This is a genomic window from Roseateles sp., assembly GCF_036486225.1.
Taxonomy (GTDB): Bacteria; Pseudomonadota; Gammaproteobacteria; order Burkholderiales; family Burkholderiaceae_C; genus Roseateles.
In genome coordinates, this window is sequence record NZ_DASVNZ010000065.1 from 1 (window position 1) to 13,729 (window position 13,729).

Annotated in this window: 12 protein-coding genes; 7 read left to right on the top strand and 5 right to left on the bottom strand. The window is 70.0% G+C overall.

From position 1 onward, the window contains the following. From VF536_RS05030 to VF536_RS05040, 3 genes are all read left to right on the top strand, one after another. On the top strand, nucleotides 1-1,314 hold a 1,314-nt coding region (locus tag VF536_RS05030; RefSeq protein WP_331613707.1), incomplete at its 5' end, for a response regulator. Between the two features lie 13 nt (nucleotides 1,315-1,327). Next, a complete protein-coding gene (locus tag VF536_RS05035; RefSeq protein WP_331613708.1) occupies nucleotides 1,328-2,194 on the top strand; it encodes a CheR family methyltransferase in 867 nt (288 codons plus the stop codon). Nucleotides 2,195-2,259: 65 nt separating this feature from the next. Next, nucleotides 2,260-2,667, top strand: a complete 408-nt coding sequence (locus VF536_RS05040) for a hypothetical protein (protein WP_331613709.1) — start codon at nucleotides 2,260-2,262, stop codon at nucleotides 2,665-2,667. Between the two features lie 48 nt (nucleotides 2,668-2,715). Here VF536_RS05040 and VF536_RS05045 read toward each other — a convergent pair whose 3' ends face one another. Next, complete coding sequence (locus tag VF536_RS05045; protein ID WP_331613710.1) at nucleotides 2,716-3,015, bottom strand: hypothetical protein; 300 nt, start codon at nucleotides 3,013-3,015, stop codon at nucleotides 2,716-2,718. 469 nt (nucleotides 3,016-3,484) lie between these two features. Here VF536_RS05045 and pepA point away from each other — a divergent pair, with 469 nt between their 5' ends. Beyond that, nucleotides 3,485-4,282, top strand: a complete 798-nt coding sequence (gene pepA, locus VF536_RS05050; protein ID WP_331613711.1) for a flocculation-associated PEP-CTERM protein PepA — start codon at nucleotides 3,485-3,487, stop codon at nucleotides 4,280-4,282. Nucleotides 4,283-4,509: 227 nt separating this feature from the next. Here pepA and VF536_RS05055 read toward each other — a convergent pair whose 3' ends face one another. Beyond that, nucleotides 4,510-5,301, bottom strand: coding sequence for a Crp/Fnr family transcriptional regulator (locus VF536_RS05055; RefSeq protein ID WP_331613712.1), 792 nt, complete (start codon nucleotides 5,299-5,301; stop codon nucleotides 4,510-4,512). Nucleotides 5,302-5,612: 311 nt separating this feature from the next. Here VF536_RS05055 and VF536_RS05060 point away from each other — a divergent pair, with 311 nt between their 5' ends. Beyond that, entirely contained in the window at nucleotides 5,613-6,623 is a 1,011-nt protein-coding gene (locus tag VF536_RS05060) for a DUF4886 domain-containing protein (protein ID WP_331613713.1), read from the top strand. Here VF536_RS05060 and VF536_RS05065 read toward each other — a convergent pair. Next, entirely contained in the window at nucleotides 6,596-7,288 is a 693-nt protein-coding gene (locus VF536_RS05065; RefSeq protein WP_331613714.1) for a heavy metal response regulator transcription factor, read from the bottom strand. The two genes, VF536_RS05060 and VF536_RS05065, sit on opposite strands and share 28 nt — an antisense overlap. A gap of 112 nt (nucleotides 7,289-7,400) precedes the next feature. Here VF536_RS05065 and VF536_RS05070 point away from each other — a divergent pair, with 112 nt between their 5' ends. Together VF536_RS05070 and VF536_RS05075 are read left to right on the top strand one after the other, a co-directional pair. Further along, nucleotides 7,401-9,683 (top strand): ATP-binding protein, encoded by a 2,283-nt coding sequence (locus VF536_RS05070; protein ID WP_331613715.1) that lies wholly within the window; start codon nucleotides 7,401-7,403, stop codon nucleotides 9,681-9,683. Nucleotides 9,684-9,786: 103 nt separating this feature from the next. Then, entirely contained in the window at nucleotides 9,787-10,557 is a 771-nt protein-coding gene (locus tag VF536_RS05075) for a hypothetical protein (RefSeq protein WP_331613716.1), read from the top strand. Nucleotides 10,558-10,596: 39 nt separating this feature from the next. Here VF536_RS05075 and paoC read toward each other — a convergent pair whose 3' ends face one another. Next, nucleotides 10,597-12,819, bottom strand: a complete 2,223-nt coding sequence (gene paoC / locus VF536_RS05080) for an aldehyde oxidoreductase molybdenum-binding subunit PaoC (protein WP_331613717.1) — start codon at nucleotides 12,817-12,819, stop codon at nucleotides 10,597-10,599. Further along, on the bottom strand, nucleotides 12,816-13,729 hold a 914-nt coding region (locus VF536_RS05085), incomplete at its 5' end, for a xanthine dehydrogenase family protein subunit M (RefSeq protein ID WP_331613718.1). The genes paoC and VF536_RS05085, both read right to left, overlap by 4 nt.

Below are 13,729 nucleotides of genomic sequence, written 5' to 3' on the forward strand. Positions count from 1 at the left end.
CTGGGCGCGAACGAGGAGGACACGGCCACGGCCGAGGCCCTGCTGCGCGAACCCGCGCCGGCCGCACCCGAGCCGCGCCTGCCGCAGCTCGACGACGACCGCCTGTCCTGGGTGCCCGGCGACCGCGCCATCCTCATCATCGAGGACGACCAGCGCTTCGCACTGATCCTGCGCGACCTGATCCGCGAGATGGGCTTCGTCTGCCTGATGGCGCACACGGCGGCGAACGGTCTGTCGATCGCGCAGCGCTACGCGCCCAGCGCGATCCTGCTCGACATGAACCTGCCGGACCACTCCGGCCTGGGCGTGCTGGACCAGCTCAAGCGCGAGCCGCTGACGCGCCACATCCCCGTGCACGTGATCTCGGTGGCCGACTACACGCACGAGGCGATGGAGCGCGGCGCGGTCGGCTACGCCTTCAAGCCGGTCAAGCGCGAGGAGCTCGAGGTCGCGCTGAACAAGCTCGAAGCCAAGTTCTCGCAGCGCCTGCGCACGGTGCTGGTGGTGGAGGACGATGCGCGCCAGCTCGACAGCATCCGCCACCTGCTGGCCGCCGACGAGGTCCGCATCGAGGGCGTCGCCACCGCGGCCGAGGCGCTCGAGGCGCTGCGCCGCTCGACCTTCGACTGCATGGTGATGGACCTGAACCTGCCCGACATGAGCGGCTACGACCTGCTCGACCAGATGGCGCTGCAGGAGGACGTCGCCTTCCCGCCGGTGATCGTCTACACCGGCCACACGCTGACGGCGCAGCAGGAGCAGCAGCTGCGGCGCTACTCGCGCTCCATCATCATCAAGGGCGCGCGTTCGCCCGAGCGGCTGCTCGACGAGGTCACGCTGTTCCTGCACCAGGTGGAAGCGCAGCTGCCGCCGGAGCGCCAGAAGATGCTCAAGGAAGTGCGGGCGCGGGACAACATGCTCGAAGGCCGGCGCGTGCTGGTCGTCGAGGACGACGTGCGCAACATCTTCGCGCTGTCGGCGGTGCTGGAGCCCAAGGGCGTGAAGGTGGACATCGCGCGCAACGGCCGCGAGGCGCTGGAGCGGCTCTCCGCGCCGCTGCAGGGCCCCGGCGCGATGCCGGCGGTGGACCTGGTGCTGATGGACATCATGATGCCGGAGATGGACGGCTACACCGCGATGCGCGAGATCCGCGCGCGCGCCGAGCTGCGCCGGCTGCCCATCATCGCGCTCACCGCCAAGGCGATGAAGGACGACCAGGAGAAGTGCATGGCCGCCGGCGCCAACGACTACATCGCCAAGCCGCTGGACATCGAGAAGCTGCTCTCGCTGGTGCGGGTGTGGATGCCGCGATGAGGATCGCCGGGCGATGACGCAGGATCCGAACGACGGCCGCGGCCACCCTGACGGCCCTGGCAGGCACGCGGACGACCTCGAGGTCCGGCTGATCCTGGAGGCGATCTACGAGCGTTACCACTACGACTTCCGCGACTACGCGGGCAGCTCGCTGCGCCGCCGGCTCAAGGCCGCGCAGCAGCGCTTCGTCTGCGCCAATCTGTCGCAGCTGCAGGGGCGCCTGCTGCACGAGCCGGAAGTCTTCCGCTCCGTGCTGGGCGACCTGACGGTGCAGGTCAGCGAGATGTTCCGGGACCCGGAATACTTCCTCGCGCTGCGCGAGCAGGTCGTGCCGGTGCTGCGCACCTTCCCGTCGCTGCGCATCTGGGTGGCGGGCTGCAGCGGCGGCGAGGAGGCGTATTCCATGGCCATCCTCATGAAGGAGGAAGGGCTGCTGGATCGCACGCTGATCTACGCGACCGACATCAGCCAGGAGGCGCTCGCGCAGGCGCAGGCGGGGGTGTACCGGGTCGACCAGGTGCCGCTGTACACCGCGAACCACCGCGCGTCGGGCGGGCATGGCTCGCTGTCGGAGCACTACACGGCGGCCTACGACCACGTGCTGATGGACAAGGCGCTCAAGGAACGCATCGTCTTCAGCGACCACAGCCTGTCCACGGACAGCGTGTTCGCGGAGGTGCAGCTGGTGTCGTGCCGCAACGTGCTGATCTATTTCAATCGCGCGCTGCAGGACCGTGCGCTCGGACTGTTCACCGAGGCGCTGTGCCGCAACGGCTTCCTCGGACTGGGCGCGCGCGAGACGCTGCGCTTCTCGGCGCACGCCGGCGAGTTCATCGAGATCGCGGCGAAGGAACGCGTCTACCAGAAGCGCTCGACCTGATCCGCGGGCCCGGGGCTTGCCGAACTCCTGCATCGACCCGCACCGGGTCTCACAGGAGAAGCACCATGGCCACCAGCAGCATCCTCGGCGGAACGCAGGCGCCCGCGCAGGCGAAGGGACGGGGCACGGACTCGCTCGGACCGAGCGACAGCTCCGACAGCGGCAGCGACATCTCCGGCGAGCGTCAGATGAGCACCGGCCCGGACGATCCGGACGAACTCGGCGCGACGCCGTCGAATCCCGGCAGCGACACCGACCGTTTCGGCACTGGGGAGCGCGCTTCGGCAACGCCGGGGAGGGACCACGAGGCCGCCGACATTTCACCGGATCGCGTCAGTCGCGAGCCGTCTCCGGACGACATCGACGCGAGCATCGATGTGGAGGACCTCGCCAGCGGCGACGATCCGTCGGCCGGGCCCGATCCCGAGCATGCGGAAGACGATGAGGATGTCGACGAGGATGTCGACCGATAAGGAACTCAGCGACGCCGGGAGGCGTCGCTCTCAGCGCTCAGAACGGGCTCAGAACGAGCCGACCGCCACCATCGACGCGAACGCGCCCAGCGCCAGCGCGCCGACCCACAGGCGCAGCGGCGCGGGCTCGTCACGAGGACGGCGCTGCTGATGGCGATGCGCCAGGAAGCAGGCGACCGATGCGCCGCCGGCCAGCAGGAACACCAGCGCGTAGCCCAGGCCCTCGACGGAGCGGCCATGGTGCAGCGCCAGCGCCAGGACGATCTGTCCGAGCATGAGGCCCGCCACGCCGGACACGGCGGTCGAGGAGAGGGCGGCGGAGGTGGCGGTGCGGCTGGGTTGCGACATGGTGTGCGGAGCTCGTGGACGGCGGCGGAAGGTGTCGACAGGGTGTCGAAAGGCGACAGCGGATTGTCCCGTCCGCATCACCGCCGGAGCCCCTTGAAAAGCGCCGCGCGAGCGCAGTAATTCGCGCAGGCCGGCGTGGGGATGGCACCGCCGATCGCGTGGGTTTTCGTCGCATGGCGAACCGATCGCGGCGGCCTTGCGCGCGTGCGAGATCCAGCGAGACCGTTTGCGGCGCCGCAGCGACCACTTTTCCCCGAAGCCATCGAAGGAAACCGTGTTTTTGTTGCATTGCAGCACCCCCTGTTCGCGGGGTGTTTTCAGGCACGGAAACCCCCTTTCGTAGCACCTTCCTGGTACATGCGGAAGAGGGCTAGTTTTTATGTGGGTGGACGAACAGACTCCCTCTGGGGCGGGTGGTGAACTGCGGTGTCCGCAAGTTGCGGATTCCTTCCTTTTCGGAGCAACCACCATGACCCTGCCTTTGCTCTCCCGGAAGCCCGTGGCATTCCAGCGTACCCTGCTGGCTCTTGCCCTGGCCGCCGCCAGCGCCAGCGCTTCCGCGCTACCGCAATTCACCTGGGACCCGGCTGCCGCCGGCCTGAACGGCTCGTCGTTCACGGCTGACAACCTGCTGGTGTCGAACTACTCGACCATCACCTTCGGGGCCGGCAACACGTTTGCGGAATCGGGCTACCTGGCGATCAGCGCCGCGCAGCTCGGCGGCATCACGCTGCCGTCCAGCGGCCTGAACGCGGACTACGGCTTCTACATCCAGTTCAGCGGCTCCGGCACGTTGTCGCAGGCCGGCAACCCGGGCACCACCCCGACGCTGGGCACGCTGACCTCGCTGACCTACACCCTGTACGGCTACAACGGCACCTCGTCGTTCGGCTTCGCCGGCAACACGCCGACCGAAACCGCGACCGGCGAAGTGGCCCTGGCCAGCGGCTCGCTGGTGCTGGGCACGGTGGCGACCACGCCGCTGGGCGACGGCACCTTCAACCCGTCGGCCAACGCCAAGCTGACGCTGAACTGGCTGGTGGACGGCTTCCAGACCTCGCTGCCGGTCTACAACCTGGCGCTGACCTCGTTCTCCAACACGACGTCGCAGGTCGAGCCCTTCGCCGGCGGATTCCGCATCCGTCAGGGCGGCGGTTCGATCAACTTCGCATCGGCGGTGCCGGAACCCTCGACCTACGCGATGCTGATCGCCGGTCTGGGCGCCATCGGCTTCGTCGCGCGTCGCCGGACCCGTTCGGAGAAGTGATGACGAGACCGGTCCCTCGGGACCGGTCGCACGATCCCACGGCATCGGAACGCGAGGGCATGCGGGTGCCCGGACGTTCCGGCGCGTGGTGATCGAGTGAAACGCGCAACAGGGCGGCGGCGAGAGCCGGCGTCTTCGCGTGCGACGGGCGTGTCCATGACACGTTCCACGAGCCCCCGTCCACGACGGGATGCTCGCTGTGGTGCTTGAACAGCGATGCAGAGCCCTCAGGCCTGCACGGCGACGGGCGCGAAGGTGGCAGAGGTGGCCGCGTTCACGTCGTCCAGGTCCTGAGGCAGCAGACGCTGGAAGTCCTGCTTGAGCAGGGCGTAGCACTCGCAGGCCCGGGCCTCCAGCCCCGGCCGGTCCAGTACCGCGATATGTCCGCGGGAATAACGGATCAGGCCGGCGGCCTGGAGGCGCTGGGCGCTTTCGGTGACGCCTTCCCGGCGCACACCCAGCAGGTTGGAGATCGACTCCTGCGTCACCGACAGCTCGCAATGCCCATGCTGACGATCCAGCGACTGCAGCAGCCAGCGGCACAACTGCCGTTCCAGCGCATGGTGACGGTTGCAGACCGCCGTGTGGGCGATCTGGCTGATCAGCGATTGCACATAACGCAGCAGCAGCTGCGTCGACGGGCCGACGCGCATCAGCTCTTCCCGCACCAGGGACACCCGCATGCGGAAGGCCAGGCCGGCGCGTTGCACGACCGCGCGGCAGGCCGGCGACTCGCCGCCCATCGCCGCCGCCAGGCCCGCGGCGCCTTCGGAGCCGATCATCGCGACCTGGGTCGCATCGCCCGAGTGGGTCGTGTGGATCAGCGACACGATCGCGGTGATCGGGAAGTAGACGTGGGTGGCGGGGCTGCCGGCCTCGAAGAGCACGCGGCCCTTGAGCAGCTCCACGGTCTCGAGCTGCGCGGACCAGCGCGCCTGGTCCTCGGCGGGCAGCTGCACGAGCAGCAGGTTCGCACGAGGGTGTGTGGCGGAAGGGTTTGCGGCAAGAGAAAGGGACATCGATAGGCTCCAGGAACTGCACATCCGTTCCAGCCGGACACTATGGCAATCACCGTACCCGCCGAGGTATCGATGCGTGTCTTCGGTGCCATTGCGTGTGCGCCGCGTCGCTGTTTCCGGGGTGTCCCCAAATGCGTGCGGCAACGCACCAGGTTCTCGATGCTGTCCGCACAGCGATCTAGGGGGCCCGCGCCCACGGGCCTACCGGACGGCGTCTCGCTCCCTATAACGAGGACATGCGCGACGCCATCGGCCATAACCCATCGGTCGAGGCGCCAGAGCGCATCCACGACTCCCACCGAGGAAGACAAATGAATCGATCCACCACGCGGTTCCCAGGGTCCCTCCACGCGTTCCGGCGCTTCGTGCACCGGTCCGCACGCCCGTTGGCGGGCATCGCGCTCGCGCTGTCCTTCGGCGCGGCGCAGGCCGAGAGCATCCTGTTCGTCGGCAACAGCTTCACCTACGCGCAAGGCTCGTCGGTGATGCAGTTCAATCCCGGCTCGGTGACCGACCTCAACGGCACCGGCATCGGCGGCATCCCGGCGTTGTTCAAGGCCTTCACCGCGCAGGCCGGCCTCAACTACGACGTGAGCCTGGAGACCGTCGGCGGCAGCGGGCTGGACCTGCACTACAACACCAAGATGGGCCTGATCAACAAGCCCTGGGATCGGGTCGTGCTGCAGAGCTACAGCACGCTGGACGCGGCGCGTCCCGGCAATCCGGCCACGCTGATCCAGTACTCGGGCCTGCTGGCCGACGCGCTGCACGCGCAGAACGCCAACGTGAAGATCAACCTGATGGCGACCTGGTCGCGCGCGGACCAGACCTACCCGCCCAGCGGCGCCTGGTACGGCCAGTCGATCTACCAGATGGCCGAGGACGTCTACACCGGCTACCTGCAGGCGGATCAGGCCTCCGACAAGATCGACGGCGTGATCCCGGTGGGACTGGCCTGGAACCGCGCGATGTCGCAGGGCTTCGCCGACACCAACCCTTACGACGGCATCGACGCCGGCAAGGTCAAGCTCTGGGCCAGCGACAACTACCACGCCAGCATGTACGGCAGCTACCTGGAGGCGCTGACGATCTTCGGCAAGATCACCGGCCTGGATCCGCGCAGCCTGGGCGCGGACGAGACCGCCGCGGCGCAGTTGGGCATCACCCAGGCGCAGGTGCGGGTGATGCAGCAGCTGGCCTTCGAGCAGCTTGCCGCGCCGGTGCCGGAGCCGTCGACCTGGGCCATGCTGGCGGCAGGCGTGGGCCTGCTGGCGGTCTGGCGCCGCCGCGGCGTTCAGTCCTCGCGGCGCTCCAGCACGTAACCCATGCCGCGCACGGTGTGCAGCAGCGCGACGCCGAAAGGCTTGTCGAGCTTGCCGCGCAGCCGTCGCACGGCGACCTCGACGACGTTGGTCTCGCTGTCGAAGTTCATGTCCCAGACCTGCTCGGCGAGTTCGGTCCGGGACAAGACCTGACCCTGGCGCCGCAGCAGCAGCGTCAGCAGGCTGAGTTCCTTGGGCGTGAGGTCGAGCCGCTGTCCGGCGCGCTGGACCTTGCGTCGCAGCAGGTCGACCTCGAGGTCGGCGAGCTTGAGCACGGTGGCCTCGGCCGGCGGGGTGCCGGCCGCGCGGCGCAGCAGCGCCTGGATGCGGGCCACCAGTTCGGAGAAGGCGAAGGGCTTGCACAGGTAGTCGTCGGCGCCGGCCTGCAGGCCGCGCACGCGGTCCTCGACCTCGGCGCGCGCCGTCATCATCAGCACCGGCAGCGCGCGCGTGTGGTCCTGCTGGCGCAGCGCCGCCAGCACCGCCAGGCCGTCGATGCCCGGCAGCACGCCGTCCAGCAGCACCAGGTCGTACTGGCCTTCGCTGGCCTGGTGCAGGCCGTCCACGCCGTCGCGCACCAGGTCGACGACGAAGCCTTCCTGCGTCAGCCCGCTGCGCAGGTAGTCGCCGAGCTTGTCCTCGTCCTCGATGACGAGCAGTTTCATCGCACTCCCTTTCCGGATGAGGCGCCCCCGAAAGCGTCGCCAGGCGCCGCAATGAGCGCGTGCCGCGCAGGCGTCGGACGCCGGCCGGTCCCGCCCCTAGAATCGGCCCATCATGCCCCTTCGGACCCCGTCCTCTTCCGCGCCACGCGCCGGGTCCGTCAGCGGCAAGTTGCGCGCCATGGTCTGGCTGATCGTGCTGCCCACGCTGCTGTTGTCGGTGATCGCCGGCATGGCGGTCTTCCACACCGAGCGGCGCGCCGCCGTCGCCGCCGCCACCGAGACCGCCGAGGCGCTGAGCCTGGTCGCCGACCGCGAGATGGCGGTGCGCACGGCGCTGCTGCAGGCGCTGAGCGTGTCGCCCAGCCTGGCCGAGGGCCGGCTGGAACTCTTCCACGGCGAAGCCGCCCGGCTCGTCGCCGGCACGCCCAACACCATCGTGCTGACGACGGTCGAAGGCCGGCAGCTGATCAACACCCGGATCGCCTGGGGTCAGCCCTTGCCCGCGGCGGGCGGCTTCACGGACGGCATCGACGGCACGCGCCGGCTGCTGGTCTCCAACCTCTACCTCGGCCCGGTGGACCGCAAGCCCAGCTTCGCCGTCCGCGTGCCGGTGACGGTGCTCGGCAAGCCCATGTACCTCGGCTACGGCAGCCCGGTCAGCGAGATGCAGCAGATCTTCCGCCAGCAGCCGCTGCCCGAGGGCTGGCTGGGGGTGGTGCTGGACCGCAACGGCGTCGTCATCGCGCGCACCCGCGACCCGGAGAAACGGGTCGGCCAGCGGGCCAGCGCCAACATGCTGGCCGCGCTGGGGCGCGGGGACCAGGGCGTCGTCGACGCGCGCACGCTGGACGGCGAGCCGGTCTTCACCGTCTTCAGCCGCGCGCCCGATTCGGGCTGGGTGGTGCTCATCGGGCTGAGCCAGTCGGAGCTCGCCAAGGGCGCCTGGACCGCCTTCGCGATGATGCTGGCCTTGTCGCTGGCCTTCATCGTGCTGGCGCTGGTGCTGGCAAGGCGCATGAGCCGGGCGATCGCGGAGCCACTGCGGCGCCTGCGCAAGGACGCGATCCGCATGGGCAGCGGGGCGACGATCGCCGCGGCGCCCGGCGGCGTCGACGAGATCGACGTGGTCCAGCAGGCGCTCGCCACGGCCAGCCGCGAGCGCGCGGGCAACGAGTCCCGCCTGCGCGAGGAGATCGAGGCGGCGGTCGCGCAGACGCGCCATGCCCAGCAGGCGGCGCTGCGCAGCCAGAAGCTGGAGGCGCTGGGCCGGTTGACCGGCGGCATCGCACACGACTTCAACAACCTGCTGCAGACGATGACGACGGGGCTGCAGCTGGCACGCCGGCTCAGCACCGATCCGCGCGCGGACACGGCGCTGGAGGCCTGCCAGCGCGCGACCGCGAAGGCGGCGCAGCTGACGCGTCAGTTGCTGGCCTTCGGACGCCCGCAGGTCGGCCACGAGGCGGTCATCGACCTGCGGCGCCAGCTGCCGGAGCTGATGGCGCTGGCCGGCGGCGCGGTGGGCAGTGCCGTCGAGGTCGAGCTGGACATCGACGAGGACCTGTGGCCCGTGCGAACGGACCCGGTGCAACTGGAACTGGCAGTGCTGAACCTCGCGCTCAACGCGCGCGATGCCATGCACGGACGGGGACGACTCACCGTCTCCGCCCGCAAGCGCGTGCTGGCGGAGGGCGATCCTGTGGGCCTGGCGCCCGAGTTGCTGCCGGGGGACTACGTCGCGATCGCGGTGCGCGACACCGGCGACGGCATGTCGCAGGAGCAGATGGAACGCGCGTTCGAGCCCTTCTTCACGACCAAGGCGGTGGGGCAGGGCACGGGTCTGGGGCTGGCGCAGGTCTATGCGCTGGCGCGCTCGGCGGGCGGCACGGCCGGCATCGTCAGCAAGATCGGCCTGGGCACCGAGGTCACGCTGTGGCTGCCGCGCTCGCACGGCAGGACGCAGACGCAAGAGCCGATCGAGCGCACGGCCACGGCCGATGGGGAGCGGCGCTTCGCCGGCACGGTGCTGCTCGTGGAGGACGAGCCCTCGGTGCGCGAGCTGACCGCGCAGGCGCTGGAGGAGCGCGGCTTCACCGTGAAGACGGCGCCGACGGCCGACCAGGCCCTGGACCAGTTGCGCGGCGGGCTGACGGCGGACGTGGTGCTGACCGACATCGTGATGCCGGGCGAGCGCAGCGGCGTGGACCTGGTGCGGACCTTGAAGGTGCTGAAGCCGACGCTGCCGGTGGTGCTGGCCAGCGGCCACCCGGTGCGCATCGAGGAAGCGCCCAACGTGCCGCTGGTGCCCAAGCCGTATGACATCGATGCGCTCGCGGCGGTGTTGGCGGAGGCGATGAATCCCACGCAGGCGGCGCAGACGACGAACGCGCGCTGAGGCGCCACAGAGCCGCCTTGTCGTTCGATGCGCGGCCTGCGCCGTGCGCGAGAACCAGGCAGGCCAACCAGGCACTGAAGGGCTTTCGTCAAGGGAACATCGGATGGACGGATTCACGCCTGACAACACGGTCTACGGCCTCAGGGCGGTGGGCACGCCTGCTCCATCGGTCACGGCACCGCCTCCTGTTGAAGGGGTGGATGCCGAGCCCTCGGCGTGGCCGATGCGATGGAACGAACTAGAAGGGCTGCTCGTCGATGCTTCGGCGAGGGCGGGAAACACGGAACGCCTGAGCAGAGTCAGCTTGGTCGGCGGCCACCTGATGGCGGCATTGGAGGGTGAGAGCAGCGTCCAGACCGCCCACGACCTCGCGGACCTGCCCGCCGACCGCCTGGCCGGCTGGATCGCCGCCCTGGTGCTGGCGGGCTATCAGGAGCCCGGTGGCACGCGCGACGAGTGGACGGGGAGTGCCGCCGTCCGTGCCTGCGGATCATCAACGTCAGTGGCCACGCAAGTGAATGAGCTCCTGGGTCGCTTGCTCGGCGAACCGGTCCTTCAGCGTTTGAGAAAAGGGCCCCACAGGTCCACGCTCTGCGCCTACTTGATGTTGGAAGCTGTAGGGCCCGGCGAATATCGAGGATCGGCCGACCCGGCACCGATGCTGGACGAGATTCAGGACGACCTGGGCCAACTGACGCAGCAAGCGCAGACGCAGAGACTCGCACTGCAGCGTGCAGGAGAAGCGCTGCGACTGCAGCGGAACCGCCTGGCACGCATGCCCAATGCGATACCCATTCCCACCAGACAGGAGCGCCAGCCCGTCGAGGGACAGACAACGCCCAGCATCCTGGAACTCGCCATACGCCTGCGGTGAACGGCACCGCGGAGTTGGGTGGCGTCAGATCGCGCCCGGTCACGCCACCTTTGGCAGATCCTTCAGCAGCTTGTCGAGCGTGATCGGATAGTCCCGCACGCGCACGCCGGTGGCGTTGTGGATCGCGTTGGCGACGGCGGCCGCGACGCCGCAGATGCCGAGTTCCCCGACGCCCTTGGCCTTGAGCGGCGAGGACAGCGGATCCGTCTCGTCGAGGAACACGACCTCCTGGTGCGGGATGTCGGCATGCGCCGGCACCTCGTAGCCCGCCAGGTCGTGGTTGACGAAGAAGCCGCGGCGCTCGTCGACATGCAGCGCCTCCATCAGCGCCGCGCCGACCCCCATCGTCATCGCGCCGATGACCTGGCTGCGCGCCGCCTTCGGGTTGAGGATGCGGCCCGCCGCGCACACGGCCAGCATGCGCCGCACCCGGACCTCGCCGGTGAAGGCGTCGACCGCGACCTCGACGAAGTGGCCGCCGAAGGTCGACTGCTGGTACTTCTTGTCGAGGTCGCCGAACTCGATCCTGTCCTCGGCGGCCAGGCCCTCGTTCCCGGCGACCTCGCCCAGCGACACGCTGCGTCCGCCGCCGCGCACCTGACCGTCGGCGAAGACGGCTTCCTTCGCATCGATGCCGGCCTTCTTCGCGATCATGTCGCGCAGCGCCACGCAGGCCGCGTAGACGCCCGAGGCCGAGCTGTTGGCGCCCCATTGCCCGCCCGAGCCCGCCGACACCGGCAGCGCGGAATCGCCCAGCCGCACGACCACCTGCTCCAGCCCGATGCCCATCATCTCCGCCGCGGTCTGCGCGAGGATGGTGTAGGTGCCCGTGCCGATGTCGGTCATGTCGGTCTCGACGGTGACGATGCCGCGGCGGTCCAGCCGCACGCGCGCGCCGGACTTCATCACGATGTTGTTGCGGAAGGCCGCCGCGACGCCCAGGCCGATCAGCCAGCGGCCGCCGGGACCTTCGCGCCGCTGCCCCGGCGCGGTACGACGGCTCCAGCCGAAGCGCTCCGCGCCCGTGCGCAGGCACTCGGTCAGCCGGCGCTGCGAGTACGGCCGTTCCGGCTTCTCCGGATCGACCTGCGTGTCGTTGGCGATGCGGAACTGGATCGGGTCCATGCCCAGCTTCTCCGCCAGCTCGTCCATCGCGATCTCGAGCGCCATCAACCCCGGCGCCTCGCCGGGCGCGCGCATCGCGTTGCCCTCGGGCAGGTTGAGCACCGCGAGCTTCATCGCGGTCATCCGGTTCGCGCCCGCGTAGAGCAGCCGCGTCTGCGCGACCGCCGTCTCCGGTCCGCCGCCGGGCAGGTCGCCGGACCAGCTCTCATGCCCGATCGCCGTGATCTTCCCGTCGCGCCCCGCGCCGATGCGCAGACGCTGGATGGTCGCGGGCCGGTGGGTCGTGTTGTTCATCATCAGCGGCCGCTGCAGCGCAACCTTCACCGGCCGCCCGCAGGCCTTCGCGCCCAGCGCGGCCATCAGCACGTCCGCGCGCAGGAACAACTTGCCGCCGAAACCGCCGCCGATGAAGGGCGAGATCAGCCGCACCTTGTCGCGCGCCAGGCCCAGCGTCTTCGCCAGGTCGCCGCGGCCCCAGTCGATCATCTGGTTGGCGGTCCAGACCGTGAGCTTGTCGCCTTCCCAGACCGCCAGCGTCGCATGCGGCTCCATCATCGCGTGCGACTGGTCCGGCGTCGTGTAGGTCTGGTCGATCTTCACCGGCGCCTGCGCGAACGCGGTGTCGAAGTCGCCGACCTTCGTTTCGGGCGGGGTGCCGCCGGGACCGTCGGCTTCCTTGGGCGGCGTGGCCTGGTCCTTGGCCTTCGCCAGGCTGAAGGCGCCGTCCTCGCGCGCGTACTCGACGCGGATCAGCGCCGCGCCCGCGCGGGCCTGCTCGAAGCTTTCCGCGACGACCACGGCGATGGCCTGGTGGTAGTGCTCGATCTCCGGCCCGCCGAGCAGCTTGGCGGTGTTCATGTTGCCCTTGCCGAGCTTGCCCGCGTTGTAGGCGGTGACGATGGCCAGCACGCCCGGCGCGGCCTCCGCCGCCTGGACGTCGAGGGTCGAGAGGCGGCCCTTGGCGATGCCGGCGCCGACGATGACACCGTAGGCGGCGTTCTTCGCCACGTCATGGCGTTCGTAGGCGTAGGGCGCGGTGCCGGTCGTCTTGCGCGGTCCGTCGATGCGGTCGGTCGGCTTGCCGACGACGCGCAGCTGATCGATCGGATTCGTGGTGGCGGGGGTGTCGAACTTCATGCGGTGCTCCCGGTGACCTTGGCTTGCGCGAGCACCGCGGCGAGCGTGCGCTCCACCAGCGGCAGCTTGAAGGCGTTCTCGGCGGTCGGCGTCGCGCCGGTCAGCAAGGCGTGTGCGGCCGCGGGCGCGCCTCGTCGCAGGTCACGCTCGGCGGCTTCGGCCCGCCACGGCTTGGGGGCGATGCCGCCGACGGCGAAGCGGCCGCTGCCGTCGCGCTGGATGATCGCGCCCACTGAGACCAGCGCGAACGCATACGACGCCCGGTCGCGGACCTTGTGATAGAGATGCGTGCCGACGACCGGCCTGGGCAGCGTCACCGCGGTGATCAGCTCGCCGGCCTCGAGCGTGGTCTCGACGTGGGGCGTGTTGCCGGGCAGCCGATGGAAGTCCGCGATCGGGATGCGCCTCGCCTGGCCGTCGGGACGCATTGCCTCCACCGTCGCGTCCAGCACCCGCATCGCCACGGCCATGTCGCTCGGATGCGAGGCGATGCAGGCCTCGCTGACGCCGATGACCGCGAGCGGCCGGCTCATGCCGCCGATCGCCGAGCAGCCGCTGCCCGGCTTGCGCTTGTTGCACGGCTGGTCGGTGTCGTAGAAGTAGGGGCAGCGCGTGCGTTGCAGCAGGTTGCCGGCGGTCGTGGCGCGGTTGCGCAGCTGGCCCGACGCGCCGGCGAGCAGCGCCCGCGACGGCACGCCGTAGTCGCGCCGCACGCGGGCGTCGGCGGCGAGGTCGCTGTTGCGCACCAGCGCGCCGATGCGCAGGCCGCCGTCGGCCGTGGCCTCGATGCGGTCGAGCCCGAGCCGGTTCACATCGACCAGGTGCGGCGGATGCTCCACGTCGAGCTTCATCAGGTCGAGCAGGTTGGTGCCGCCGGCGATGAAGCGAGCACCCGGAACCTTCGCCGCCC

Excerpts from the sequence above, each read along its gene's own strand:
- VF536_RS05040 (WP_331613709.1), top strand. The coding sequence starts at position 2,260 with ATGGCCACCAGCAGCATCCTCGGCGGAACGCAGGCGCCCGCGCAGGCG.
- VF536_RS05060 (WP_331613713.1), top strand. The coding sequence starts at position 5,613 with ATGAATCGATCCACCACGCGGTTCCCAGGGTCCCTCCACGCGTTCCGG.
- VF536_RS05045 (WP_331613710.1), bottom strand. The coding sequence starts at position 3,015 with ATGTCGCAACCCAGCCGCACCGCCACCTCCGCCGCCCTCTCCTCGACC.
- paoC (WP_331613717.1), bottom strand. The coding sequence starts at position 12,819 with ATGAAGTTCGACACCCCCGCCACCACGAATCCGATCGATCAGCTGCGC.
- VF536_RS05055 (WP_331613712.1), bottom strand. The coding sequence starts at position 5,301 with ATGTCCCTTTCTCTTGCCGCAAACCCTTCCGCCACACACCCTCGTGCG.
- pepA (WP_331613711.1), top strand. The coding sequence starts at position 3,485 with ATGACCCTGCCTTTGCTCTCCCGGAAGCCCGTGGCATTCCAGCGTACC.
- VF536_RS05065 (WP_331613714.1), bottom strand. The coding sequence starts at position 7,288 with ATGAAACTGCTCGTCATCGAGGACGAGGACAAGCTCGGCGACTACCTG.
- VF536_RS05070 (WP_331613715.1), top strand. The coding sequence starts at position 7,401 with ATGCCCCTTCGGACCCCGTCCTCTTCCGCGCCACGCGCCGGGTCCGTC.
- VF536_RS05035 (WP_331613708.1), top strand. The coding sequence starts at position 1,328 with ATGACGCAGGATCCGAACGACGGCCGCGGCCACCCTGACGGCCCTGGC.
- VF536_RS05075 (WP_331613716.1), top strand. The coding sequence starts at position 9,787 with ATGGACGGATTCACGCCTGACAACACGGTCTACGGCCTCAGGGCGGTG.